28 protein-coding genes are annotated in these 24,763 nt (G+C 64.5%); 13 read left to right on the top strand and 15 right to left on the bottom strand.

Going from position 1 to position 24,763, the window contains the following annotated elements:
- Nucleotides 1-101 precede the first annotated feature (101 nt).
- From PAF18_RS13475 to PAF18_RS13450, 6 genes are read left to right on the top strand one after another with little or no spacing between them, the layout of a single operon-like run.
- The gene (locus PAF18_RS13475) at nucleotides 102-2,957 is read left to right on the top strand and encodes a monovalent cation/H+ antiporter subunit A (RefSeq protein ID WP_271116212.1); all 2,856 of its coding nucleotides are present in this window, start codon (nucleotides 102-104) and stop codon (nucleotides 2,955-2,957) included.
- Nucleotides 2,957-3,316: a Na+/H+ antiporter subunit C gene (locus tag PAF18_RS13470; protein WP_271116211.1), complete on the top strand. Its 360-nt coding sequence runs from the start codon at nucleotides 2,957-2,959 to the stop codon at nucleotides 3,314-3,316. The genes PAF18_RS13475 and PAF18_RS13470 overlap by 1 nt, the downstream gene beginning before the upstream one ends.
- Nucleotides 3,313-4,914 carry a monovalent cation/H+ antiporter subunit D gene (locus tag PAF18_RS13465; RefSeq protein WP_271116210.1) on the top strand — a complete coding sequence of 534 codons (1,602 nt, stop codon included), beginning with the start codon at nucleotides 3,313-3,315 and terminating at the stop codon, nucleotides 4,912-4,914. The genes PAF18_RS13470 and PAF18_RS13465 overlap by 4 nt, the downstream gene beginning before the upstream one ends.
- Nucleotides 4,911-5,399: a Na+/H+ antiporter subunit E gene (locus PAF18_RS13460; RefSeq protein ID WP_271116209.1), complete on the top strand. Its 489-nt coding sequence runs from the start codon at nucleotides 4,911-4,913 to the stop codon at nucleotides 5,397-5,399. The genes PAF18_RS13465 and PAF18_RS13460 overlap by 4 nt, the downstream gene beginning before the upstream one ends.
- Nucleotides 5,396-5,665 (top strand): K+/H+ antiporter subunit F, encoded by a 270-nt coding sequence (locus tag PAF18_RS13455; RefSeq protein WP_271116208.1) that lies wholly within the window; start codon nucleotides 5,396-5,398, stop codon nucleotides 5,663-5,665. Before PAF18_RS13460 ends, PAF18_RS13455 begins: the two co-directional genes overlap by 4 nt.
- A 10-nt stretch (nucleotides 5,666-5,675) precedes the next feature.
- Nucleotides 5,676-6,080, top strand: a complete 405-nt coding sequence (locus PAF18_RS13450; RefSeq protein ID WP_271116207.1) for a Na+/H+ antiporter subunit G — start codon at nucleotides 5,676-5,678, stop codon at nucleotides 6,078-6,080.
- A 41-nt stretch (nucleotides 6,081-6,121) separates the two neighbouring features.
- Here the strand turns inward: PAF18_RS13450 and dapA are convergent, their stop codons facing one another.
- On the bottom strand, nucleotides 6,122-6,997 hold the full coding sequence (dapA, locus tag PAF18_RS13445) for a 4-hydroxy-tetrahydrodipicolinate synthase (protein WP_271116206.1): 876 nt from the start codon (nucleotides 6,995-6,997) through the stop codon (nucleotides 6,122-6,124).
- Nucleotides 6,998-7,110: 113 nt separating this feature from the next.
- On the opposite strand from dapA, the gene PAF18_RS13440 reads away from it, so the two are divergent.
- On the top strand, nucleotides 7,111-9,225 hold the full coding sequence (locus PAF18_RS13440) for a lytic transglycosylase domain-containing protein (protein ID WP_271116205.1): 2,115 nt from the start codon (nucleotides 7,111-7,113) through the stop codon (nucleotides 9,223-9,225).
- Nucleotides 9,226-9,245: 20 nt separating this feature from the next.
- Here PAF18_RS13440 and mnmC2 read toward each other — a convergent pair whose 3' ends face one another.
- A complete protein-coding gene (mnmC2, locus tag PAF18_RS13435) occupies nucleotides 9,246-9,905 on the bottom strand; it encodes a tRNA (5-methylaminomethyl-2-thiouridine)(34)-methyltransferase MnmC2 (RefSeq protein WP_271118142.1) in 660 nt (219 codons plus the stop codon).
- Nucleotides 9,906-9,951: 46 nt separating this feature from the next.
- Between mnmC2 and PAF18_RS13430 the strand changes: the two genes are divergently transcribed.
- From PAF18_RS13430 to lpxK, 5 genes are all read left to right on the top strand, one after another.
- Nucleotides 9,952-11,013, top strand: a complete 1,062-nt coding sequence (locus PAF18_RS13430) for an NAD(P)/FAD-dependent oxidoreductase (protein ID WP_271116204.1) — start codon at nucleotides 9,952-9,954, stop codon at nucleotides 11,011-11,013.
- An 84-nt stretch (nucleotides 11,014-11,097) separates the two neighbouring features.
- On the top strand, nucleotides 11,098-11,817 hold the full coding sequence (locus PAF18_RS13425) for a CbiX/SirB N-terminal domain-containing protein (protein WP_271116203.1): 720 nt from the start codon (nucleotides 11,098-11,100) through the stop codon (nucleotides 11,815-11,817).
- A 33-nt stretch (nucleotides 11,818-11,850) separates the two neighbouring features.
- A complete protein-coding gene (locus PAF18_RS13420) occupies nucleotides 11,851-12,096 on the top strand; it encodes a DUF4170 domain-containing protein (RefSeq protein ID WP_271116202.1) in 246 nt (81 codons plus the stop codon).
- Nucleotides 12,096-13,352, top strand: coding sequence for a 3-deoxy-D-manno-octulosonic acid transferase (locus tag PAF18_RS13415; protein WP_271116201.1), 1,257 nt, complete (start codon nucleotides 12,096-12,098; stop codon nucleotides 13,350-13,352). Before PAF18_RS13420 ends, PAF18_RS13415 begins: the two co-directional genes overlap by 1 nt.
- Nucleotides 13,349-14,353 (top strand): tetraacyldisaccharide 4'-kinase, encoded by a 1,005-nt coding sequence (gene lpxK, locus PAF18_RS13410; protein WP_271116200.1) that lies wholly within the window; start codon nucleotides 13,349-13,351, stop codon nucleotides 14,351-14,353. The genes PAF18_RS13415 and lpxK overlap by 4 nt, the downstream gene beginning before the upstream one ends.
- Here lpxK and PAF18_RS13405 read toward each other — a convergent pair.
- Genes PAF18_RS13405 through PAF18_RS13395 form a run of 3 tightly spaced genes read right to left on the bottom strand, consistent with a single transcriptional unit; the run spans nucleotide 14,323 to nucleotide 16,729 of the window.
- A complete protein-coding gene (locus PAF18_RS13405) occupies nucleotides 14,323-15,453 on the bottom strand; it encodes a CaiB/BaiF CoA transferase family protein (RefSeq protein ID WP_271116199.1) in 1,131 nt (376 codons plus the stop codon). The two genes, lpxK and PAF18_RS13405, sit on opposite strands and share 31 nt — an antisense overlap.
- The gene (locus PAF18_RS13400) at nucleotides 15,450-16,208 is read right to left on the bottom strand and encodes a DsbA family protein (protein ID WP_271116198.1); all 759 of its coding nucleotides are present in this window, start codon (nucleotides 16,206-16,208) and stop codon (nucleotides 15,450-15,452) included. Before PAF18_RS13400 ends, PAF18_RS13405 begins: the two co-directional genes overlap by 4 nt.
- 11 nt (nucleotides 16,209-16,219) lie before the next feature.
- The gene (locus tag PAF18_RS13395; RefSeq protein ID WP_271116197.1) at nucleotides 16,220-16,729 is read right to left on the bottom strand and encodes a DUF721 domain-containing protein; all 510 of its coding nucleotides are present in this window, start codon (nucleotides 16,727-16,729) and stop codon (nucleotides 16,220-16,222) included.
- A gap of 84 nt (nucleotides 16,730-16,813) precedes the next feature.
- On the opposite strand from PAF18_RS13395, the gene mutY reads away from it, so the two are divergent.
- Nucleotides 16,814-17,827, top strand: a complete 1,014-nt coding sequence (mutY, locus tag PAF18_RS13390) for an A/G-specific adenine glycosylase (RefSeq protein ID WP_271116196.1) — start codon at nucleotides 16,814-16,816, stop codon at nucleotides 17,825-17,827.
- 6 nt (nucleotides 17,828-17,833) lie between these two features.
- Here mutY and PAF18_RS13385 read toward each other — a convergent pair whose 3' ends face one another.
- The 10 genes from PAF18_RS13385 to PAF18_RS13340 form a co-directional block, all read right to left on the bottom strand.
- A complete protein-coding gene (locus PAF18_RS13385) occupies nucleotides 17,834-18,025 on the bottom strand; it encodes a hypothetical protein (protein ID WP_271116195.1) in 192 nt (63 codons plus the stop codon).
- A 56-nt stretch (nucleotides 18,026-18,081) separates the two neighbouring features.
- Nucleotides 18,082-18,546, bottom strand: coding sequence for a PTS sugar transporter subunit IIA (locus tag PAF18_RS13380; protein ID WP_271116194.1), 465 nt, complete (start codon nucleotides 18,544-18,546; stop codon nucleotides 18,082-18,084).
- Nucleotides 18,547-18,609: 63 nt separating this feature from the next.
- Nucleotides 18,610-19,191 (bottom strand): ribosome hibernation-promoting factor, HPF/YfiA family, encoded by a 582-nt coding sequence (gene hpf / locus PAF18_RS13375; protein WP_271116193.1) that lies wholly within the window; start codon nucleotides 19,189-19,191, stop codon nucleotides 18,610-18,612.
- Nucleotides 19,192-19,338: 147 nt separating this feature from the next.
- Nucleotides 19,339-20,085 (bottom strand): LPS export ABC transporter ATP-binding protein, encoded by a 747-nt coding sequence (gene lptB / locus PAF18_RS13370; protein WP_271116192.1) that lies wholly within the window; start codon nucleotides 20,083-20,085, stop codon nucleotides 19,339-19,341.
- Entirely contained in the window at nucleotides 20,085-20,570 is a 486-nt protein-coding gene (gene lptA, locus PAF18_RS13365; RefSeq protein WP_271116191.1) for a lipopolysaccharide transport periplasmic protein LptA, read from the bottom strand. Before lptA ends, lptB begins: the two co-directional genes overlap by 1 nt.
- 21 nt (nucleotides 20,571-20,591) lie before the next feature.
- Nucleotides 20,592-21,158 (bottom strand): hypothetical protein, encoded by a 567-nt coding sequence (locus PAF18_RS13360; RefSeq protein WP_271116190.1) that lies wholly within the window; start codon nucleotides 21,156-21,158, stop codon nucleotides 20,592-20,594.
- Nucleotides 21,158-22,102 carry a KpsF/GutQ family sugar-phosphate isomerase gene (locus PAF18_RS13355; RefSeq protein WP_271116189.1) on the bottom strand — a complete coding sequence of 315 codons (945 nt, stop codon included), beginning with the start codon at nucleotides 22,100-22,102 and terminating at the stop codon, nucleotides 21,158-21,160. The genes PAF18_RS13360 and PAF18_RS13355 overlap by 1 nt, the downstream gene beginning before the upstream one ends.
- A gap of 9 nt (nucleotides 22,103-22,111) precedes the next feature.
- A complete protein-coding gene (locus PAF18_RS13350; RefSeq protein WP_271116188.1) occupies nucleotides 22,112-22,726 on the bottom strand; it encodes a ribonuclease D in 615 nt (204 codons plus the stop codon).
- A 106-nt stretch (nucleotides 22,727-22,832) separates the two neighbouring features.
- On the bottom strand, nucleotides 22,833-23,822 hold the full coding sequence (locus PAF18_RS13345; protein WP_271116187.1) for a glycosyltransferase family 2 protein: 990 nt from the start codon (nucleotides 23,820-23,822) through the stop codon (nucleotides 22,833-22,835).
- Entirely contained in the window at nucleotides 23,819-24,754 is a 936-nt protein-coding gene (locus tag PAF18_RS13340; RefSeq protein WP_271118141.1) for an NAD-dependent epimerase/dehydratase family protein, read from the bottom strand. Before PAF18_RS13340 ends, PAF18_RS13345 begins: the two co-directional genes overlap by 4 nt.
- Nucleotides 24,755-24,763: the final 9 nt, after the last annotated feature.

Raw genomic sequence — 24,763 nt, 5'->3', positions numbered from 1 at the left:
GAAACGCGAACATCGGGAAAGGCCCTATCCGCCCCGGCGGCTTGCTTGACACCGGGCGCGCCTTCATTGACACAAATTAAGAAAAGATTTGCGGAGGACAGATGTCGCCAGCCCTGATCGCCGCGCTGCCCTTCCTCGGCGCGCTCTTGCCCGGATTGCTGATCCGCTCGGGGCGGAATGTGGCCGCAATCTCCTGCGGGACGATGACATTCCTCGCGCTGATCGGGGCATGCCTGCACATCCCCGCGATACTGGGCGGTGCGGTCATCACGGCCGACTACGCCTGGCTGCCCCGGATCGGGCTGAACGCAAGTTTCCGCATCGACGGGCTGAGCCTGCTCTTCGCGATCCTGATTCTGGGCATCGGCCTGCTCATCATCACCTATGCGCGGTATTACCTTTCGAAAGATGATCCGGTCGGGCAGTTCTATACCTATCTGATGCTGTTCCAGGGCGCGATGGTCGGCATCGTCCTGTCGGATAACATCCTGCTTTTGCTGATCTTCTGGGAGCTGACCTCGCTGTCCTCCTTCCTGCTGATCGGCTATTGGAAACACCTTCCCGAAGGACGTCAGGGCGCGCGGATGGCGCTGACCGTGACCGGGATGGGCGGGCTTGCGATGATCGCGGGGATGCTGATCCTCGGGAATATCGCGGGCAGCTACAAGATCAGCGACATCCTTCAGGCGAAAGAGGCTATCCAGGCCTCTCCCATGTATCTTCCCGCGCTGATCCTGATCCTGATCGGCGCCTTCACGAAATCGGCGCAGTTCCCGTTCCATGTCTGGCTGCCGCACGCCATGGCCGCCCCGACGCCGGTCTCGGCCTATCTGCACTCGGCGACCATGGTAAAGGCCGGGCTGTTCCTGATGGCGCGGCTCTGGCCGGTGCTGGCGGGCACGCCGGAATGGTTCTATCTGGTCGCGACCACCGGGCTGATCACCATGCTGATCGGAGCGGTAATCGCGCTGTTCAAGGATGATCTCAAGGCGCTGCTGGCTTTCTCGACGGTCAGCCATCTGGGGCTGATCACGATGCTTCTGGGACTCGGGACCGAGGCAGGTGCCATCGCGGCGGTGTTCCACATCATCAACCACGCGACCTTCAAGGCCGCCTTGTTCATGAGCGCCGGGATCATCGACCACGAGACCGGCACACGCTCCATCGCCCGGCTGGGCGGGCTGCGCAGGCTGATGCCGATCACTTTCCTGATCGGGACGATTGCCGCGCTTTCCATGGCCGGGATACCGCCGCTGAACGGCTTCCTTTCGAAAGAGATGATGCTCTATGAGGCAGCACATACGGACTGGGCAGGCTATCACAACCTGTTCTTCATCGTGGCCAGCATCGCGGCGATTTTTTCGGTCGCCTATTCTTTCCGTTTCATCTGGCACAGTTTCTTCGGGGAAGAGCGCGACGATTATCCGCATCATCCGCATGACCCGGGTCCGGGGCTGTGGTTCAGCCCTGCGCTTCTCGTGGTTCTGGTGGTGCTGATCGGATTGATGCCGATGACCATGGCCGGATGGCTGGTCCGCATCTCTGCCGACGCGGTGACCGGGCTTGCGACCGAGCCGGATATCTATCTCTGGCACGGGGTGAATGCGGCGCTGATCGCCTCGATCATCGCGATCATCGTCGGAGCCATCCTCGTGTCGTTGCACCGGCTCCTGCAGGCGGGATGGGACTCGACCCCCCGCCCTGAGGCCAAAACCATGTTCGACGCGGTGATCCGGCGTGCCGCGCGTTGGGCGCAGGCGGCGAATGACGCGCTGCATGATGGGCGACTGGCGCGGGGGGCGACGATGATGTCGATCACCGTGGTCATGGCGGGCGTTTTCGGCTGGGCGACGGGCGCGGTCGGACTCGCCACCCGAGAGATGCTGCCCATCGAACCAGTCGCGGCGATCGGCTTTCTGCTGCTGATCGCCGCGACCGGCTGCATGGTCACCTTCCACCGCAATCGTCTGCTGGCACTGGTGCTGATCGGCATCATCGGGCTGATCGTATCGGGCGCCTTCGTCTATCTGTCGGCGCCGGATCTGGCCCTGACCCAGATCTCGGTCGAGGTGGTCACAGTGATGCTCATGCTGCTGGCGCTCAATTTCCTGCCCAAGCGCACCTGGGTCGAGACCGGCGGGCTGCGGCGCGGCGCCGATGCGCTGATCGCCACGGCGGTCGGGCTCGGATTTGGCGGGCTGGCCTACGCGGTGATGCGACGGGATTTCGCTTTCGACACCATCTCTGGCTATCACCTCGAGAACAGCTACAAGCAGGGCGGCGGCGATAACGTGGTGAACGTCACCCTGGTCGATTTCCGGGGCTATGACACGTTCGGCGAGATCACGGTCCTCGGGATTGCCGCGCTCGTCATCTTTGCGATGACCGAGACGCTGATGACCGGGCGGTCGTCCCGGCGGCTGCTGAACTGGCGGCATGACAAGCGCGACGCGGGCGACCGTCACCCGCTGATGCTGGTCGTTGCGACCCGGCTGATCCTGCCGATTTCGCTGACGGTCGGGCTGTTCATCTTCCTGCGTGGCCATAACGAGCCGGGCGGCGGCTTCGTGGCGGGTCTGATCGTCGCGATCTCGCTGCTCATGCAATACATGGCGTCGGGCTTTGCCTGGGCGCAAGAGAAACAGCGCGTGCCCTTCCACGCCATGATCGGCGCGGGCGTCGTCGTCGCCGCCGCGACCGGCATGGGGGCCTGGCTTTGGGGCGTGCCCTTCCTCACCTCGAATTACACCTACGTGAAGCTGCCTCTGCTGGAGGAATTCGAGCTTGCCACCGCCATGGCCTTCGATCTGGGCGTGTTCCTGTGTGTTCTGGGCGCGGTGATGCTGGCGCTGAATTCGCTGTCGCGGATCGCGCGCCGGGCCGGAGAGACGGTCAACCGCGAGCCGATGGATGTGGACCCCTCGCGCAACAGCCACCAACAGGGGGAGGCAAACTGATGGAAGCGCTCGTAGCCATCGCCATCGGAGCCATGTCCGCCGCCGGGGTTTACCTCGTGTTGCGGCTGCGCACATTCCCGACCGTGATCGGCATGACCATGATGTCTTATGCAATCAACGTGTTCCTGTTCGCATCGGGACGGCTCGCGGTGAACAAGCCACCAATCCTCGATCCCTATGCCGAAGCTGCGGTCTATACCGATCCGCTGCCGCAGGCGCTGACGCTGACCGCCATCGTGATCTCGTTCGGGATGACGGCCGTGGTCGTTCTGCTGGCGCTCGGCGCGTTCATCGAGAGCGGGGACGACTACATCGACATGCCTGACGCCGACCGGCGCGAGGACGGGGATACCGAATGAACCATTTTATCATTGCCCCTGTCGTTCTGCCGGCGGTCATTGGCGGTCTCATCATCCTGTGGATGCGGCATGACATGCTGTTGCAGCGGGTCTTTTCCACCGCCGGGTCCGTCATTCTTCTGGGCGTCTCGCTGTATCTGGCCTTCTATGCCAGCAGCGGAGAGGTCTTCGTTTACCGTCTCGGTAACTGGCCCGCGCCCTTCGGCATCGTGCTGATGCTGGACGAGCTGGCCGCGATGATGCTGGTACTCGGCGCGTTCCTTGCCGTCGTGGTGCAGCTTTACGCCATCGGCTCGGGATGGGACCGCAAGGGATGGCATTTTCACGCGCTCTGGCAGTTCCAGATGATGGGGGTGATGGGCGCCTTCCTGACCGGAGACGCCTTCAACCTGTTCGTGTTCTTCGAGGTGCTGCTGATCGCGTCCTACGGTCTGATGATCCACGGAGGCGGGCCGCTGCGGCTGCGGGCGGGCGTGCAATATGTCATCATCAACCTGCTCGGCTCGACTCTTTTCCTGGCCGCGCTGGGGACGCTTTATGCGGTGACCGGCACGCTGAACATGGCGGATATGGCGGTGAAGGTCGCCGAGATGCCGCCCGAGGACACCTCGCTTCTGCGCACCGGCGCGGTTCTGCTGATGCTGGTGTTTGCGATCAAGGCCGCATTGGTGCCGCTACATTTCTGGCTGCCCTCGACCTATGCCAATGCGCCGGGCCCGGTGGCCGCGCTGTTTGCGATCATGTCGAAGGTCGGGATCTATTCGATCATCCGTTTCTACACGCTCGTCTTTCCCGGAGACTCGGTGGTCGAATCAATCGTCGCGGACATGCTTCTGCCCGCCGCGCTGATCACCCTGGTCGTCGGACAGATCGGCGTGCTTGGCGGGCGGCATCTGGGCCGGGTGGCTGCGCTGTCCACGATCGGATCGATCGGGACACTGGTGATCGCTGTGTCGATGTTCACCCCGGATTCGATCTCGGCGGCGCTGTATTACACGATCCATTCGACGCTCGCCTCGGCAGCGCTGTTCCTGATCGCCGACATGATCGCCGCGCGCCGGGGCGGAGAGCTTTGGCTGACCCTGCGCCCGAAGATCCGCGATTCCGGGCTGATCGCCGCGATGTTCTTCGCCGCCGCCATCGCCGCTGCCGGGATGCCGCCGCTTTCGGGCTTCCTGGGTAAGCTGCTGGTGCTGGATGTGACCCGAGCCGATCCGTGGTGGATCGGGATCTGGTCGACCATCCTCGTGACCTCTCTTTTTGCGATCATCGGCTTCGGGAGGGCCGGATCGACGCTGTTCTGGCTGCCCTTCCAGCTTCAGCGCATCGAGGCGCTGGCCGAGGAAGAGGGTCGCCCGCCGCCACGCGGCCCGATCCCGCCCAAGCTGGAGCCGGATGAACATATCCAGGACATCGACGATGCGGTATCGCCGACGATGACCTTTATCGCGGTCGGCGCGCTGCTTGCCGGGCTGGTGGCGATGACGGTTTTTGCGCGTCCGGCGCTGCAAATGACCGATGCCATTGCCGAGCAGCTTTTCGATCCGCAGCCCTATGTCGATTCGGTGCTGATCGAGCAGGAGGGCGCGCGCAAATGAGACGGCTCTTTCCGCATCCCTATCTTTCGGTTCTGCTGGTCCTGACCTGGCTTCTGCTGGTCAACGAATTCCGCTGGGGCTCTCTGGTCTTCGGTATCATCCTTGCAGTGCTGATCCCGGCACTGATCGCGCCCTATTGGCCAAAGCGCGAGACGATCACCTCGCCGGGCAAATGGCTGGCCTATTGCGCGATGGTGGTCTGGGACATCATCGTCGCCAATATCGAGGTCGCCCGCATCGTCCTGTTCAAATCGCGGCGCGATCTGCAACCGGCCTGGATCGTGGTCCCACTGGATCTGCGCTCCCCCGAGGCAATCACCATGCTGGCCGGCACCATCACGCTGACACCGGGTACGGTCAGCTGCGACCTGTCCGAATGCGGCCACGCATTGCTGGTGCATTGCCTGCACGCACCCGATCCGGACAGCGTGGTGACCGACATCAAGACCCGCTACGAGGCCCGGCTGAAGGAGATCTTCGCATGATCGACTATGCTATCCTGTTCGCCTTCGCCTGTTACGGCATCGGGTTGCTGTTCAACCTGTATCGCGTGGTGATCGCGCCGGGGGTGCCGGACCGCATCCTCGCGCTCGATACGATGACGATCAACATGATCGCCATCCTCACGCTGTTCGGCATCCGCGAGGGGACCGATATGTATTTCGAGGCGGCGCTGCTTTTCGCGATGGTCGGCTTCGTTTCCACCGTTGCCTACGCGAAATTCATCCTGCGCGGCGATATTATCGAATAAGGGGGCGGCCATGGATCTGTTCTTTGAAATCCTCGTATCGGCGCTGCTGATCATCAGCGGGATCTTCGGCTTTGTCGGCTCCTACGGTCTGGTGAAGCTGCCCGAGCCGATGACCCGGCTGCATGCCCCGACCAAGGCGGCGACGCTTGGCGTGGGCGCGGTGCTGATGGCGTCAGTGGTCTATTTCGCCTGGTTCGGCGGGCGGGTCACATGGCACGAGCTGATGATCACGCTGTTCAGCTTCCTGACCGCACCGATTACCGGGTTGATGATCGCCAAGGCGAACATTCATCTGCAATGGACGCGGGAGGAACTGCCACCCACGGGAACCGGCACAAGCTGGGCCACCAAGTCGGATCGGCCCAGCCTGATGGATGACGGCGCCGATTCGCGCCTGACACATGAGGGTGACTGAGTAACCGGCACCGCGCTGACGCGCAGCCCACCCGCCCGCAATCAGATCAGCCCGGCATGGGCCATCGCATCGTCGATGCGGTTTTTCGTGCCCTGGGTCAACCCGATCAGGGGCAGGCGCACCCGTTCATTGCAGATCCCCAGCCTCGACAGCGCGTATTTCGCACCGACCAGACCCGGTTCGATGAACAGCGCGATATGAAGCGGCATTAGCCTGTCCTGCAATTCGAGAGCGCGGCGGAAATCGCCCTCGAGCGCCGCCTCCTGAAACCGGGCGCAAAGCGACGGCGCCACATTGGCGGTCACGCTGATGCAGCCGATACCACCATTCGCGTTGAACGCCAGCGCGGTGTCGTCATTGCCCGAAAGCTGGATAAAGTCGCGCCCGCAGGTGATGCGCTGCTGGCTCACCCGTTCCAGCTTGCCCGTCGCGTCCTTCACCCCGGCGATGCGCGGCAGCGTCGCCAGCTCGCCCATCGTCTCGGGCAGCATGTCCACCACCGAGCGGCCGGGGATATTATAGATGATGATCGGCAGGTCGGTCGCGTCGTGCACCGCAGTGAAATGCGCCACCATTCCGGCCTGTGTCGGCTTGTTATAATAGGGCGTCACCACCAGCACCCCGTCCGCACCGACGCTTTCCGCATGCTGCGCCAGCCCGATCGCCTCGCGCGTGGAATTCGACCCCGCCCCGGCGATGACCGGAACGCGCCCCGCCGAGAGCCGCACGACCTCTTCGACGACCTGGCGATGCTCGTCATGACTGAGCGTCGGGGATTCTCCGGTGGTCCCTGTGGGCACGAGACCGTGGCTCCCCTCCGCGATCTGCCAGTCGATGAATTTCTTGAGCGTGTCCAGATCCAGCTCGCCGTCCGGGGTGAACGGCGTGATCAGTGCGGGCATCGACCCTTTGAACATGACACGCTCCTGTTGCATGAGGTTGAAAAAACTTGCGGGACACTAGACGCAGCCATGCGAATTGCCAAGCTTGTGAATTGAATGCAACGGGCAGCGGCCCCAGATTGAACGGGATGATGTATCCATTTCGCGACACGATCCTGGCCGGGCTTCTGCTGCTGACGGGCGCAAGCTTTGCGCGCGCCGAATCGGTGTCAGAGATGGCCACGGCGCTGACCGCCGCCGGAGCGGGCAACTGGGCGGCGGCAACGGAAGCCGCCGATGAATCGGGACCGCTGGCGCAGGCACTGGTCCAGTGGCACGCGCTGCGTGCCGGGACCGGCAGCTTTGACGATTACCTGTCCTTTGCGACAGATCACCCCGACTGGCCGGGGATGGAGCTGCTGTATCGGCAGGGCGACAGCCGCATTCCGGCTTCGGCAAGTCCCACTGACATCCGGGAATGGTTCGCGGATCGGATGCCAGAGAATGCCGACGGCGCGATGGCGCTGATCGCCGCGCTGCGGGCCGAGGATCAGGCGCAGGCCGAAGAGATGGCGCAGCGGGTCTGGACCTCGATGCCGATGAGCGCGGCAGAGGAAGCCGCCTTCCTGTCGGAACATGGCGAGGCCGTGTCGGAACTGCATGACGCGAGGGTATTCGCTCTGCTGGATCAGTTCGAATGGCAGGCGGCGCAACAGGGGCTTTCGCGGATGAGCGCGTCGAACCGCCCGCTGGCCGAGGCGCGCATTGCGACACAGGCACGCCGCAGCGGGGTGGACGATCTGATCCTCGCCTTGCCCGAGGCCCAGCAAAACGACCCCGGTCTCGCGATGGACCGGTTCCGCTGGCGGGTGCAGGCGAAGCTGCATGATCTCGCGGAAGAGTTGATGATCGCGCAATCCAGCTCGGCCGAGGCGCTGCGCCGGCCCGAGATATGGGCCTCGGCCCGCGCCGATTACACACGCGCCGCGCTGCGGGCCGGCGATTGGGAACGGGCCGAAGCCATCGCCGCGCCGCATTTCCTCGATGAGGGCACCGAAGACTTCGCTGAGATGGAATTTCTCGCCGGCTATGCGGCGTTGCGAGGCGGCGCGCCAGACCGTGCGCTGAGCCATTTCAGCAATCTCGGCGACGGGACCAATAGCATTATCAGCCAGTCCCGCGCCTTGTATTGGCAGGGTCGCGCCCATGAGGCGGCAGGTCATGGCACTGCCGCACAGGCCGCATTTGCCGAAGGCGCGACGATGCAGACTGCCTATTACGGCCAGCTTGCCGCGGAACGGATCGGCGCAGAACCGGACCCCGCGCTTTCCGTCCCCGGTCGCGCCGAAGCCGCGCTGCCGCAATGGCGCCGTTCGGAGCTGCGCGAAAACGAGGTGTTTCAGGTCGGGGTCTACGCATTTGCGGCGGGTCTGCCGGATCTCGGTCAACGTTTCTTCCTGCATCTGTCCGAAACCGCCGAGGCCGACGATATCGCCCGCATGGCACGCCTGACGCTGGAAATGCGTTATCCATGGTATGCGCTGCGTCTGGCGAAGCGGGCAGCGTCGAAGGGGGCAACCTATACAGCGGCCTATTTCCCCTTGACCGGGCTGGAAGCCTCTGATCTGGAGCTGCCGCCAGAGCTTGTGATGGCGATCTCTCGGCAGGAATCAGAGTTCAATCACACCGTCTCTTCTCATGTCGGGGCGCAGGGGCTGATGCAGCTCATGCCGGCGACGGCGCAGCAAATGGCGCGGCAGGTCGGGCTGGATTACGACTATGCGCGGCTGACGCAGGACCCGGAATATAATGCGACCCTCGGGGCCGCCTATCTGCAAGGGCTCCGTGACCGCTTTGGGCCGTCCTCGGCGCTTGTTGCGGCAGGGTATAATGCCGGTCCTGGCCGCTCGCGCCAATGGACCGAGCGTTTCGGCGATATTCGCAATGGTGCGGATCCGGTGGACTGGGTCGAGATGATCCCCTTCGACGAGACCCGCAACTATGTGATGCGCGTCACAGAGGCGCTGCCCGTCTATCGCGCACGGATCGCGGGATATCCGGTGCCGCTGACACCGACGAAGGACCTGACCGGTGACGGTTTCATCCCGCCACCGCCCAAGGCGCGGCAGACTCTGGCCGAGGTGCTGACACGCTCGGTTCCGCCACCGCAGCCGGGCGATCCGATGTCAGCGGCGGCAGAGGCTTTTGTCGAACCCGATCCTGCCGCTCCGCTGCGTCCCGCGCCGCGTCCTACCGGCGGCTGAGCAGCACCGGGCGCGCGGATTCAGCCCTTGACGCCCCGGCTCATATGGCGCTTGCGGCCGTAGCCGGGCACCCGCGTGACCGAAAACCCTGCCGCTTCGAGCGCACGGCGGACGTGACCGGCGGCGGTATAGGTGGCGAAACTTCCTCCGGCTGCCGTATGCGCCGCGACCTCTGCCATCAGCGCGGCATCCCAGAGCTCGGGATTCTTTGCCGGTGAGAATCCGTCCAGAAACCACGCATCGGCCGCGCCCGGCCAGCCCGTCAACGTTTCCCGCGCATCGCCGATCACCAGCTCTGCTTCTACCTTCCCGACGCGGAAGCGCCGATGCCGCGCATATCCCGCGCGCAGCTCTGCCGAGAGATCGCACAGCTCCGGAAAGGCTGCATGTGCCCGTTCCATCTGCGCCAGTTCCATCGGATAGGCCTCGAAGCTGGTGAAGCGGATCGGCGTCGTGGCGATCTGCGCCAATGCCAGCAGGTTCAGCCCGGTGCCGAATCCGAGCTCGGCCACGTGAAATCCCGGCCTGAGCCGCGCAGCCAGTTCGTTTCCGGCCAGAAACACATGCCGCGTTTCTGCCAGACCCCCGGCGAGGCTGAAATAAGGGTCGTCGAATCGGCGCGATACCGGCACGGCACCGTCACGCCAATCAAGATCCGGTGTCTGGCCCTGATCGTGCATCGCGGTTAACTCCTTCGCTGGTGAGACCTGACGAAAGGCGGCAAGAATGGCAAGCATCACGGTGATCGGCGCAGGTATTATCGGTCTTTCCGCCGCGTGGGAGATGGTCCGGCGCGGACGGCATGTCAGGGTGATCGAGGCACGCCACGTCGCCGCCGGCTCTTCCGGCGGCACGGTCGGTGCACTTGCCCCGCATTCACCCGATGGCTGGAACGAAAAGAAGCAGGTGCAACTTGATAGTCTGTTAGCCGCGCCGGACTTCTGGGCCGAGGTCGCGGATGTCGGGGGCCGCGATCCCGGCTATGCGCGCACAGGGCGAGTCCAGCCCGTGCTTGCCGTGGATCTGACCCGGATGCACGCCCGGATCGAGGGGGCCGCACGGCACTGGCGCAATCAGGCGCGCATGTGGCTGACCCGCGATCCCGACGGGCCGCTTATCCCTGAAAGCGCGGATGGCTGGTGGCTGATGGACGATCTGACCGCGCGCATCTCGCCACGGCGGGCCTGCGACGCTCTGGCCGCAGCGATCCGCGCGAAAGGTGGTGAGATTGTGACCGGAGTGGAGGCCACGCCCGACGATGTCCAGGGGCCAGCGATCTGGGCCACCGGGACGGACGGGCTGATCGCACTGAATGCCGAGCTGGGCCGCAAGATCGGACAGGGCGTCAAGGGTCAAAGCGCCGCGCTGCGTTTCAATGCGCCTGACGCGCCGCAGGTCTTCGCGGACGGGCTCCATCTCGTGCCGCATGCGGATGGCTCGGTCGGGATAGGGTCGACCTCGGAAAACAGTTTTGAACATGGTCGGGTCGATGCAAAGCTGGACGAGGTCATCGCGCGTGCCAGAGCGATCTGCCCCGCGCTGAACGAGGCGCCTCTGATCGAAAGCTGGGCGGGGACCCGTCCGCGCGCCCGGTCCCGCGCGCCGCTGATTGGCGCCTGGCCAGGGCGCGCAGGGCATTTCGTGCTGAATGGCGGCTTCAAGATCGGGTTCGGGATGGCACCGTCCATGGCCGGAATGATCGCCGATCTCGTGCTGGGGGGGAGCGCGTCGATTCCCGAGGGTTTCCGACTGGGCGACCCTGCCTCTGGCGCGCGGGGTCGGGACTGACCCGATCCCCGCGCCGCTTGTGGTCGAGCCACCCCCGTGATTGGCTGCGGTGAGGATCAACCATATCAGCACGGACGCCAAATCATGACCCGCCCTGCCATCATCGTCGCTCACGGCCAGCCTTCCAATCCCGGTCCACAGCAGCGCGCGGTCGAGGCACTGGCCGCAGAAGTGGCGCGCCGGGCAGGCAGGCAGGTTCTCGGCGCGACGCTGGCGCAGCCCGATGCTCTGGGTGATGCGGTCCGCAGCGCGCCGAATGGGCTGATCTATCCGATGTTCATGGCCGAGGGCTGGTTCACCGGCACCGAACTGCCGCGTCGCCTTTCGGCGCTTGGCGCGGGGCAGGTGACGCTATTGCGGCCTTTCGGTGTCGATCTGACGCTGCCCGATCTCTGCATCGGCATGGTCCGGCAAGGTGCAGCGGCCGAAGGCTGGGACCCCGCACAGGTAACGCTGCTGCTGATCGCGCATGGATCGCAGCGGGCGCGCGGCTCGGCGCGTGGGGCCGAGGCGATGGCCGAGAAGCTTCGCCCCGCCTTCAGACAGGTCGTGACCGGATTTATCGAGGAGGCACCTTTTCTTGCAGACGCGGCGCGCGATCTCGGGCCGCACGCAATTGCGCTGCCGTTTTTCGCCACGCGCGCCGAACATGTCACCGACGATATCCCCGAAGCCCTTGCCGAGGCCGGATTTACCGGCCCATGCCTTCCGCCCATCGGCCTTGCCCCCGAGGCTCCAAAGCTGATCGCCGCTGCGCTCGACCGCTGCGACGCCGCGATTGCGCCGAGCGCCGCGGGCGCTTAGGTTCCGCCCACAAACGCAGCAGGAGATTTTCCGATGACCCAGCGACTTCATCTCGTGTTCGGCGGCGAGCTGACCGACATCGACGGCACCGAGTTCCGTGACACCTCGGCCATCGACGTGGTCGGTGTGTTCCCCGACTTCGAATCCGCCAAGGCGGCATGGAAAGGCGCGGCGCAGCGCACCGTCGACAGCGCCCATACCCGTTATTTCATCGCCCATCTGCACCGGCTGATGGATGAAGAGCGCGAGACAAGCCCGACCGCGGAACTCGGCGTCTGATGCGCATGCGGGCGGGCGGCGTCAGCTCCGGCTGGTGGCACAGCCTGATCGGACGCAAGTCGCCCGCGCCCGTCCCGCCGCCAGACCTGACCCTGCCAAGCGGCGACGGTCCGCTGATCTGGATGCGCATCGGGGGCGATCATGTGCCTGCCGCGGGCGGCAGCGACACGTTGCCTGCCACCCTGATCCAGCTTCTGGCACAGTTGCGGCGCCGCGGGTTGCAGGTCGCGGTCAGCCGCGCCAACGCGCCGCCGCCCATCATCTCGACACGGGGTGTGAGCGCCATTCCCGACGGTGCGCGCACCGAGCCGATTGCCGAGGCCCATCTGGCCGTGCTGAACCCGGCGGCGATCCTGTTTATCGGGGCCGAGACACCGCAGCCGCTGATCGATACGGCGTTGCGGCGGGGCGTCCCGCTGATCCAGGCAGAAGCGCGCATGGCGTCCGCAAGGCGAAGCGGGTTTCTGAGCCGCGCCGGTCGTCATGGCGATCTTTCCGGCTTCGCACAGCTGCTTTTGCCCGACAGCGCCAGCAAAAATGCGGCAATCGAGCGGGGCGCGCGCCCAGAGCGGGCCGAAATCACCGGCCCGATCACCCTGACCCGCGAACCTCTGCGCCATAACGAGGCCGAGCGCGAGTCGCTGGCCGAGGCGTTTCACGGGCGGCAGCTCTGGCTGGCGGCCTGCGTCAACGAGGACGAGGAGGCAGCGGTGATCGAGGCGCATCTGAATGTGCTGCGCTACAGCCATCGCGCGCTTCTGATCCTGCTGCCCGCGGATCCGCGCCGTGCCGATGGCATGGCCATGCGCGCCAAGGCCGCCGGGCTGGCGGTCGCCGAGCGCAGCCTGGATGACGATCCGACCGAGGAAGTGAATGTCTATCTCTCGGATGATTATTTCGAGATGGGTCTGTGGTATCGCCTCGCCCCTCTCTGCTTTCTCGGCACGACGCTTGCCGGCCCGACCGAACCCGCGCGCGATCCGTTTGAGGCAGCGTTGCTGGGTTCGGCGGCGATCCACGGCCCCCAGGCGGGCAGCCATGCCGAGGAGTGGGCGCAGCTCGACAGCGCCGGAGCGGCCTATCGCATTAACGACGCGGCAGAGCTGACCCAGGCGGTGCTGACCCTGCTCGCGCCCGATCAGGCGGCGCAGATCGCCACCCATGCCTGGGGCGTCGCGACCGGCGGCGCGGGCGCTGCGAGCCGCATCGCGCAGGCGGTGCGCGACATCGTTATTTCGCCCGAACCAGCGCCATGAGCCGCAGCGCGCCCGCCTATTGGTTCCGTAGCCCGCCGACCGCGCAGGCACAGGTGTTACGGCCACTCGGCGCGCTTTACGCCCGCGCAACCGCCAGGAGACTGGCGCAAGGCCAGCGCGAGCGCGTCGGCGTGCCGGTGATCTGCGTGGGCAATCTGAATGCGGGTGGCACGGGCAAGACGCCGACCGTCATCGCCATCGCACAACGTCTCGTGGCGCAAGGCATCTCGGTAAGGATCGTCAGCCGCGGCTATGGCGGCCAGCTCAGCGGACCGCTGCGGGTCGACGAACGCCGCCACAGCGCCGAGGCGGTTGGCGACGAACCGTTGCTGATGTCCGCTTTCGCCCCGGTCTTGGTCGCCGATGACCGGGTCGCGGGCGCTCGGGCAGCCGTATCAGAGGGTGCAGAGGTGATCCTGCTGGATGACGGGTTTCAGGACCCCGCGCTTGCGCATGATCTGTCATTGGTCGTGGTGGATGCGGCGAAGGGCTTCGGCAACGGGCTATGCCTGCCCGCCGGTCCGCTGCGCGAACCGGTCAATACCGGGCTGGCGCGGGCCGATGCGCTGATCTCGATCGGGCCGGAGCAGATGCAGGCGCGGTTTCGGGAGCAATGGGGGGCAATGCTGGACCTGCCGCATCTGTGCGGCGCGCTCCAGCCCCTGCAAACCGGGCTCGACTGGCAGGGGCATCGCGTGCTGGCCTTCGCCGGGATCGGCCACCCAGAGAAATTCTTCACCACGCTGCGCGATCTGGGCGCGGATCTGGTGCGCGGCGAGGCTCTGGACGACCACCAGCCATTTACTCCGGCCTTGCTGCAAAGGCTGGCAACCGAATCGCGGATGACCGGCGCACAGCTTGTGACGACCGAAAAGGACGCGGTTCGGCTGCCCGAGGAGTTTCGCCGTCATGTCCTCGCCCTGCCGGTCCGGCTGGAGCTGAGCGACTGGCAGGAGCTCGACCGTCTGCTTCAGCGCGTCCTGCCGGGCGGATCGTCCTGACCGAGCCGGGGCGAGGGCGCATCCGTGGCCAGCTTGGCATCCGAAAATATCACTGGGAGACGCACACCCGGCACGCCACCCGGATCGATGCGCAGCCCGCGCGCAATGACCTGCGGATCGGCAAAAACATCCGACATGTCGTTGATCGGTCCAGCTGGAATGCCCTGCGCCTCCAGCCCGGACAGCAGAGCCTCGCGCGTCCAGCCACGGGTGACCGCTGTCAGCGCCGATGTCAGCGCCTCGCGGTTGCGGATGCGGTCGGCATTGGTCGCATAATCGGGCGCCTCGGCGAGCGCGGGCAGGCCCAGAACATCGCAAAGCCGCCGGAACTGCGCGTCATTGCCGGTCGCGATTATGATCCACCCATCCGAGCAGTCGAAGACCGCATAGGGCACCAGATTCGGATGCGCATTGCCCATACGCTGGGGCGCGGTGCCGGTGGCGAGATAATTCATCGCCTGATTGGCCATCACCGACACGGCGACATCCATCAGCGCCATGTCGATATGCTGGCCCTTGCCGGTCACATGGCGCTGCTGAAGTGCCGCAAGAATCGCCGTGGCCGCATAGATGCCGGTGAAAATATCGGTCACCGCCACCCCGACCTTTTGCGGCTGCCCGTCCCTCTCTCCGGTGACGCTCATTAGCCCGGACATGCCCTGAATGATATAGTCATACCCGGCACGATGGGCGTAGGGACCGGTCTGGCCGAAGCCGGTCACGCTGCAATAGATCAGCCGCGGATTCAGCGCGGCGAGGCTGTCGAAGTCGAGCCCGTATTTCGCCAGCCCGCCGACCTTGAAATTCTCGATCAGGATATCCGCATCGGCCACCAGCTCACGAACCTTGTGCTGGCCCTCCTTGCTGCGAAAATCGGCCGTCACCGATTTCTTGCCGCGATTGGCGGAATGGAAATACGCTGCCGAGCGGTCCTCCTCGCGTTCGATGAAGGGTGGACCCCACCGGCGCGTGTCGTCGCCCTCGGGCGATTCGACCTTGATGACCTCGGCGCCGAGATCGGCGAGGATCTGACCGGCCCAAGGACCGGCCAGGATCCGCGCAAGCTCGACGACCTTCAGCCCGGCGAGCGGCGTCATCAATTCGCGGACCCGGTTGCTTCACCCTCATCAGAGCCCGCATCTGCGTCTTCCGCATCGTCCGAACCGCCAGCATCGGCCAGCTTTTCTTCGATGACGGCCTTCATGTCCTCCCATGATTGGTTCGGCACCTGTTCTCCGCCGATCATGAAGGTCGGGGTGGCCTGGATCTCATCGGCGGTGGCGTTCTGCTGGAAAGTCGCGACGAGCCGCTCCACGCGGGCCTCGTCCTCCCAGCAGGCGTCGATCTGTTCCGAGGTCATGCCGGCCTTGGCGCCGATCTTGCGCAGGTTTTCGACAAGTTCCTCGCCGTTTTCGGCACCCATCCAGTCCTCCTGCTCGCTCAGCAGCATGTCGGAGACCGGATAGAACTTGTCTTCGTCGCAGCGCGCCAGGATCCCGGCCCAGAGACCGACCTGATCGAAATACACGTCGCGCTGCGCGAAGCGGACCTTGCCGGTGTCGATATATTCCGCCTTCAGCTTGGGGAAGGTCTCGACATGGAAGCTGGCGCAGTGCGGGCAGGTAAAGCTGGCATATTCATAAATGGTAAGCGGCGCCGAGTCGTCGCCAAGGAAAATATCGTCAAGCGGCTCGACCTCTGCGGTCTCGGCGGCAGCGTCGCCTGTGCCGGCCTCTGCCTCGGATGCGGTTTCGGCGGCGTCGGTGTCGGTCGTTGCTTCCTGTGCAAAACCCGGCATGGCGAGCGCCGCCGAGAACAGCGAGGCGGACAGGATATGGCGAAGATCGAAGCTCATGGAATGGCCTTTCATTGGTGTTTGCCTTCGCGGGCAAGCTTAAGCGCCGCTAACCGCGCAACCGCGGCCCTCAGCGCAGGGTCAGAGATATCGGAAGCCAACGCCTCCGCGACGCGGCAAGTTGCTGCATCCGGCGTCGGGGGAGCCTTCGGTGCGTGATCGAACTGCGCCCGGCCCTCGGAAAACCCGGTCGGCGCGGTCTGGGTCAGGCTGATCCGAGACACGGCGTTATAGCCGTAGCAGGCGTTGACCTTCTCGCGGATGGTAGGCAGCTGCATGTTCAGCAGCGGCGCATAGGCGCCTGTGGTCAGCAAGGTCAGCGTTGCCCCGAACCCGCCCCGGCTATGGCTGATCTTGACCGGTCGCGCGCGCGCAGCGATCTCGGCACCGACGATCTCGGCCCAGTTGGTCAGCAGCCGCGACACCGCAAAACCCCGCCCCTCGGCGGCGTGGCGGATCGGTTCGGCGACAAGGATCGACGCCTGGCGGAAACCGCGTGACCTGCGGCGGGGTTGTGACATGCGGGGCTCCGCAGTTTAGAACGGGGCCAGTTTACCAAGCCGCAGATGGGATGCCAGTGAGCCAGACCAAAAAACCTGTGATCCATGCGTGAGATCGCCCCCAAGCTGCTTGACTGGTATGACCGCCATGCGCGGCAACTGCCGTGGCGCGTGCCGCCGGGGTCTGGCCGCGCCGATCCCTATCGCGTCTGGCTGTCCGAGATCATGCTTCAGCAGACGACGGTCGCGGCGGTCAAATCCTATTTCGAGCGCTTCACTGCGTTGTGGCCCACGGTCGAAGCCCTCGCCGCGGCGGATGACGAGCGGGTGATGGCGGAATGGGCGGGGCTTGGCTATTACGCCCGCGCCCGTAACCTTCTGGCCTGCGCCCGCGCCGTTGCTGCGGAGGGTCGCTTTCCCGAGACGCGGGCAGAGCTACAGGCGCTGCCCGGCATCGGGCCTTATACTTCGGCAGCGATCTCGGCGATCGCTTACGACCAGCCCGAAACTGTGGTGGACGGCAATGTCGAGCGCGTGGTGTCGCGGCTTTTTGCGGTCGAAACGCCATTGCCTGCGGCAAAGCCAGAGCTGGTCTCGCTGGCCGAAACGCTTACACCGCAGCAGCGGCCCGGCGACTTCGCGCAGGCCATGATGGATCTGGGCGCAACGATCTGCACGCCGCGCAATCCCGCCTGCGCCATCTGCCCGCTGATCGCGGATTGCGATGCGCGCGCCGCAGGCATCGCCGAAGAGTTGCCGCGCAAGCTGAAGAAGGCCGCGAAGCCGCAGCGTCAGGGCATTGCGTGGGTCGCGGTGAATGACAGCGCCGTTCTGCTGGAACGGCGCCCCCCGAAAGGTTTACTTGGCGGCACACTGGCCTTCCCCTCGACCGGTTGGGACGGCAGCACAGCGCCACCGCCTTTGAACGCGGAATGGCGGAGCCTCGGCAGCGTGACCCATGTCTTCACGCATTTCTCGCTGGATCTCGACGTGCAGATCACCCGCAGCGAGGACGCTCCGTCGCGTGGCGCTTGGCATCCCCTTTCAGAGTTTGCCGCGGCGGAGCTTCCGGGGCTGATGCGCAAGGTCTGGCAACGCGTCGAGAGCGAAATCGGCTAGAGTCGGTCAGGCCTCGTGACCGCGTTCGATCCGGGCATATTCGCTGGTCTTGCGGCTTTCATAACTTTCGCGCCCATGCGGGCGGCGGTGCAGCTTCGTGATCGCCGGATGGATGCCGGATTCCCGCTCTTGCGTGACATAAGAGCGCAGGCGGCCATTGCCGGTGCTGCGTTCGCGGTCGGTCAAGCTTTTGGTCATGATGAAATCCTCCCCCTGAGACCTCAATATAAGGCCGAATCAGCTGAGGACCAAACTCAGGCTGCCTGCACGCCCGGACCCGAGCTGAGGATCGCATGCAGCGCCGCCGGATCGGAATTGGCGCGCAGCTTGGCGCGCAGCTCGGAATCGCGCAGCGTGCGCGAGACAAGCGCAAGCGCCTTCAGGTGATCGACCCCGCTGCCCTTCGACGCGAACAGGGCAAAGACCAGATCGACGGGCTGACGGTCCACCGCGTCAAAATCCAGGGGCTTGTCCAGCTTGACGAAGACGCCCGCGACCTTTTCCAGCCCGTGCAGCCGGGCATGCGGCAGCGCCACCCCGTTTCCGACGCCGGTGGGGCCAAGGCTCTCACGTTCCTGAAGCGCATCGAGCGTCTGGCTGGCATCGAGATTATAAACCTGCTCGGCCAGATCGGAAATATCCTGAAACAAACGCTTCTTCGAAGTAACTTGCGGGAATGCCCGAACCGCGCCGGGCTTGACGACAGTGCTGAGTTGCATCGCTATCCGTCTTTCTGCCACCCCGGAACAGAATGATCCGGGGCGACACGCCACGCAAGGCGGCTATTTGATGTTTCGGGGATCGATCCAGCCGATATTGCCGTCATCGCGGCGGTGAACGACATTCACGCCCCCGTGTTTTTCGTTGCGGAACACCAGAAGCGGTGCCCCAGCGAGTTCCATTTGCATGACCGCATCCCCGACAGACAGCGTCGGAACGCGCGATTCCATTTCCGCGACGATCACGGGCTGAAGGCCATTGGCGTCCTGTGATTCCCACTCATCCTCGTCGGCGGGGAGGACATACAAGTCCGCGGAGCCGTATTCAACCGGAGTCGAGTTGCGGTCCTTATGGTGATCCTTCAGGCGCCGCTTGTAACGGCGAAGCTGCTTGTCCATCCGCTCGCGCGCGGCCTCGAACGCGGCATAGATTTCCGGGTCCTCGCCCTTGGCCTGAACCGTCAGACCGGTGGAGAGGTGAACCAGCGCGTCACAAACCAGCATATGAGCCTTTTTCGAGAAGGTGACGACGGCCTCTGTCGGCCTCTGGGAATACTTGCCAACCGTTTCACCCAACTCTGACTGGACATGCTGTGTCAAAGCATCGCCAATATCGATCTGCTTTCCACTGATCTGATAACGCATAGGTTTTTCCTTTCTCTGCCCGGCCCCCGCCGATAGCTGACAGGGCCTTTCCGGACTGAACCAGTCTGCGACCGGGCCGCGATGCTGTCAACGATGCGAACGCAGCAGAACGGCAACAAGACCCAGGCCCTTCCCGCAGCCCTTCGCCTAGCTCAGAGAGAAGCTCTCACCCAGATACACCTCGCGCACGCGAGGATCGGCGACGATTTCATCGGTGCTGCCGGACATCAGCACATGGCCATCATGCAGAATATAGGCGCGATCCACGATACCCAGCGTCTCGCGCACGTTATGATCGGTAATCAGCACCCCGATGCCGCGCGATTTCAGATCATGGACCAGCCCGCGAATATCTCCGACGGCGATCGGATCGACGCCCGCGAAAGGCTCGTCCAAAAGAAGATATTTTGGATTCGATGCCAGGCAGCGTGCGATTTCCGCGCGGCGGCGCTCACCGCCAGAGAGCGCCATCGCAGAGGCATTGCGGATATGGCCGATCGAGAACTCGCCCAGCAATTCCTCCAGCCGGTCGCGGCGGCGATGGGCGCTCTGCTCGACCACCTCCAGCACCGCCATGATGTTCTGCTCGACCGTGAGACCGCGAAAAATCGACATTTCCTGCGGCAGATAGCCGATCCCCATCCGCGCGCGCCGGAACATCGGCAGGCCGGTGGCGTCGCCGCCATCGATAAAGACCTGGCCCGCATCAGGCGAGACGAGCCCTGCGATGCAATAGAAGCATGTGGTCTTGCCCGAACCGTTCGGCCCGAGCAGCGCCACCACCTCGCCCCGCGCCAGCTCCAGCGAGACATCCCGGATCACCGGACGCTTGCGGTAGGATTTGCGCAGGCTTCGGACCGTCAGCCCCGCCATATCGCCGGTCCTGACGTCCATCAGTTCCCGCTCGGCTGAAGGACCGAGCGGACACGCCCGCTGGCCTGAGCGGTGCCATCCTCGAGATTGACGACCACCTCATCGCCGGACATGACGTTCTGGCCCTGACTCAGAAGCACGTCGCCGATCAGGGTGATATTGCCCGATCCGACCTCATAGACCGCGCGCTGCGATTCGGCCGCATCCTCGCCATTGACCAGCGTGACATTGCCCGAAGCTTCCAGCGACTCGATGCGGCTGTTGTCGCCCTCGGCGTAATCCACGACCACCTTTTCGGCCGACAGCTTCATCTCGCCCTGTGCAATCAGAACATTGCCCGAGAACTCTGCGCTGCCCGCACTCTGGCTGACGCGAAAATTATCGGCCGAGATCTCGACCGGCGCGCCGGTATCGCCCGCTTCCCCGCCGAAGGGAACGGTCTGCGCCGCCAGTGGCGCAAGATTCAGCACTGCAATCATCAGGGTCAAACTCGTCACACGCAGCATCTCGCTTCCTTTCGCGGCCGGTCAGGGTTGATATACCAGACGCACATCGCCGGATAAATTCAGAACATGCGCGCCCTCGTCATCGCGGCTGATCTCCATGCTGTTGGCATCGATCCGCCCCAAAGGCGCAAAGGCGGTCAGCCCGCCCGTGCCGGTAATGAGATCCGCGCGCAGATCGCTATCCACCTGGGGCACGGTCATCGCCCATCCATCCGAGGTGGTCACGCGCACCCCGCCCGACAGCCGGACCGATTGCCCGTCCACCTCGCCGCGCGGGGCGGTCAGATCGGCGGCCAGACCTTCCGGCGCCCGCCACGTCATGCGCAGCGTCTCGGCGGCGCCGGTATCGGATTGCGCCGGGGTGGCCCGCTCGGCCGTCAGCGTCACCGCGGCGCCCCCATCGGTGACCCCGGCGAATTCGGGCCGCGTCATGCGCGGGTCCCGCGCCAGCGCCTCGGCATCCACATCGGCATAAGGAATGGCATCATCCGGGTTCGGCGACCGGCTGAGCAGAAACAGAGTCGACAGGATTACGAGAGCCGCCAGCGGCAGCAGCACGCGCAGCCATGCCACGATGCGCGACCGCATCAGACAATTCCGGCGCGGAGGAAATCATGGATATGCAGGATCCCGGTCGGTTTGCCCTCTTCGACGGCGAAAAGGCAAGTGATCCTGCGCGATTGCATCTCGGCCAAAGCCTCCTCGGCCAGTTGCTCGGGCCGGATCACCCTTGGATCGGCGGTCATCACATCGGCGGCGCGATGATCGAGAAGTCCATCCATATGCCGCCGCAAGTCACCGTCGGTGATGATTCCGACAAGCTGCCCATCCGCGCCTGTCACGCCGGTCACGCCATAACCTTTTCGGCTGATCGTCAGCAGCGCCTCGGTCATCGGCGTATCTTCCGCCACGAGCGGGAGGTCCTTATGCATCAGATCACCGACACGCGACAGCCGCGCGCCCAGCTTGCCGCCGGGATGGAAGGTGCGGAAATGTTCAGCGGTAAAGCGCCGGTGCTCCATCAGCGCGATGGCGAGCGCATCGCCAAGCGCCATGGTCATCGTGGTCGAGGTGGTCGGCACGATGCCGTTGCCGCAGGCCTCGGCTGCGGAGGGCAGCAACAGCGCGACATCGGATTGCCGGATCAGCGTCGAGCCCTCGCGACTCGCGATGCCGATCAGCGGAATCTCGAAGCGGCGGGTATGGGCAACGATATCCGCGATCTCGGGAGTCTCGCCAGAGTTCGAGATCACGATTACCACATCGCCTTTCGCAACCATGCCCAGATCGCCGTGACTGGCCTCGGCCGGGTGGACGAATTGCGCCGGCGTCCCGGTTGAAGCGAAGGTCGCGGCTATCTTGCGCCCAACATGGCCGGACTTGCCCATCCCCGACACGACAACCCGCCCGCTGGCCGCGAGCATCGTCTCAACCGCGCGGTCAAAAGCCTCGCCCAACCCATCGGAGAGCGCGGCGAGCCCTTCGGCTTCGGTGGCGATGACGCGGCGGGCGGTGTCGAGATAGCGGCTCATCGGTGGCGATCAGTGGTGAAAAATGTCGTTGTCATCGCCCCATCCCAGCAGATCCAACTGCGCGCGGGTGGGCAGGAAATCGAAGCATGATTGCGCGAGAGCCAACCGATCCTCACGAATCAGAAGCGCCTCTAGCCTGTCCTTGAGCTGATGCAGATGCAGCACGTCCGACGCGGCATATTCCAGCTGCGCCTCGCTCAGCTCGGTCGCGCCCCAATCCGAGGTCTGCTGCTGCTTCGAGATATCCACGTCGAGTTGCGACTGAAGCAGGTATTTCAGCCCGTGGCGGTCGGTATAGGTGCGGATCAGCTTAGACGCGATCTTGGTGCACCAGACCGGGGCAGTCACCACGCCAAGCGCGTTTTGCAGCGCCGCGATGTCGAAACGGCCGAAATGGAACAGCTTCAACACCTGCGGATCGGCCAGCATCCGCGACAGGTTTGGGGCGTCTGTCTGCCCCTGCGCGATCTGGACCATATGCGCATCACCGTCGCCGGACGACATCTGAACCAGACAGAGCCGGTCGCGCCGGGGGTCGAGCCCCATCGTCTCGGTGTCGATGGCCACGACCGGGCCGAGGTCCAGATCGTCGGGAAGGTCGTTCTGATAAAGATGATTGGCCATGCGGAAATCCTTTTCCCGCGTCTATAAGCCGCTTTGCGGCAAAGGTCAGCCCTTGGCGGATAAAAGCCGCGTCATCGCCCTGTTGCGTCGCAGGCCGGATCGGGCGCTATCGGGCGGCAGGAAACCTGATGGGCGCGGACGGGTCGATCGCCTCTGCCGCCTCGGACTCGACATTCAGCGTGGCCTCGACAATGGGCGCATTGATGTTCTTGGTCTGCATGAAGATGCGCCCGATATATTCCCCGAGTATCCCCAGAAACATCGCGTTGAGCGTCATCGACATCAGCAGCAGGATCACGACGGTCGCGAAGCCCGGCGGCCATTGCTGGCCGAAGAGCAGCTTGCCGACCAGATAGCCGAGCAGGATCAGGAAGGTAAACAGCCCGGTGAACAGCGACACGGTCGAGGCGAAGCGCAGCGGCACCAGCGAATGGTTCACCATCCCATCGACCGCCAGCGACAGCATCGCCTTGAATGGAAATTTCGATTCGCCCGCGGTTCGCGCCGCGCGGTCATATTCGAACCCTGTCTGCGTGAAGCCCATCGCGCTGATCATGCCGCGCATATAGGGGGACCGATCCTCGCTGCGTCTGATCTGGTCCAGCACCCGGCGGTCGGTCAGACGGAACTCACCCGCATTGCGGGGCAGGTCATCGGGGCTGATCCGGTCGATGAACCAATAAAACCCGCGCCGCAGCGCCGCGACAACCGGGCCGTCCGGCAACTTTCGACGGATGCCGTAGACGACCTGATTACCGTCCTTCCACAGCTCCAGCATCTGCGGGATCAACTCGGGCGGGTCCTGCAAATCGCAGTCGAGCTGAATCGCGCAATCGCCCCGCGCCGCCTTATAGGCAAACATCACCGAATTCTGGTACCCGACATTGCGCGAAAACCGGAACACGCGGACCCGCGTATCTTCGGCGGCAATCTCGGACAGGATGGCAAAGGTCCGGTCGGTCGAGTGGTTGTCCGTGAAGATGATCTCGGCATCGTAACCCGGCAGACCGTCCAGAACCGCTGCCATACGTTCATAGCAGTGGCGGACATTGTCTTCCTCGTTATAGGCCGGAACCAGCAGGGAAATCATGCTCATGCGCTGCGCCTTGTCGTTCCGTTTTTCATGAGCTCGCGCTCTGATGCGATGACCTGCCGCAGCCCCTCCTGAAGCGGGACTTGCGGGCGCCAGCCAAGCGACAATAGTTCGACCGAGGCCGGGCTGGACACGATGTCGGCTGCCCTACATCCTTGCAACGGCGCGTCAAAATCACCGCCGGTCAGCCGCGCAATTGCGCTTGCCACATCGCCGAGACGCAGCGACTCGCCGGTCGAAACATGCAGCACTGGCGGAAGGGCAAGCGCGTTGTCTGAAATAAGCCGCAGCGCCGAGATCGCGTCGTCGACATGCAGCAGGTCGCGCCGCGCCTCGGGGCGGTGCGGTGCCTCGGGCTGGCCGCTCAGCGCCTTGCGAATCGAACCGGGAACGAAAAAATCGGGCGACTGATCGGGACCGTAGGTCAGGCTGAGCCGGGCGGTGACCGACGGAATCCCGGTAAACTGCCGCCAGATGCGGAGCAGATGCGTCCCCATGAGCACCGACAGACCATAGATGCCCGCCGGTTCTTCGCTGCGCGAGTCGTCGCCCGAAAGTTCGGCCAGCGTACCGGTGCGGACCACGCTTTTCGGAAACGTCTCAAGACCTGCGATCTGGTCCAGCAGAACACGCAAAGGCTCGACATTGGATTTCAGGGCGATGTCCATATCCGCAAGCGCAGCATCGCCACGCAGCTGCGTTGCCGCGGCAAGAAGATAGATCCGCTCGGGCTGTGCCTCGCGCAGCGCCGCCGCAACCGCATGGGGATCGAGAGGGTCGGCCTTGACGTAGTGTAGCTGGCCGAGCACGTTTTCAAGCCGCCACGGATCGCTTGACGGGCGCGCCAGCACGGTAACTTCATCACCGTGCCGCAACAACGCGCGTACCAGATGCGCACCAATAAAACCGGTTCCCCCGGTAATCAGGACCTTCACCGCCAATCC

Source organism: Paracoccus sediminicola, from assembly GCF_027912835.1.
In the GTDB taxonomy this organism is placed as follows: domain Bacteria; phylum Pseudomonadota; class Alphaproteobacteria; order Rhodobacterales; family Rhodobacteraceae; genus Paracoccus; species Paracoccus sediminicola.
Note: the sequence above shows the minus strand (reverse complement) of the source record. Positions and strands in the feature narration are given on the sequence as shown.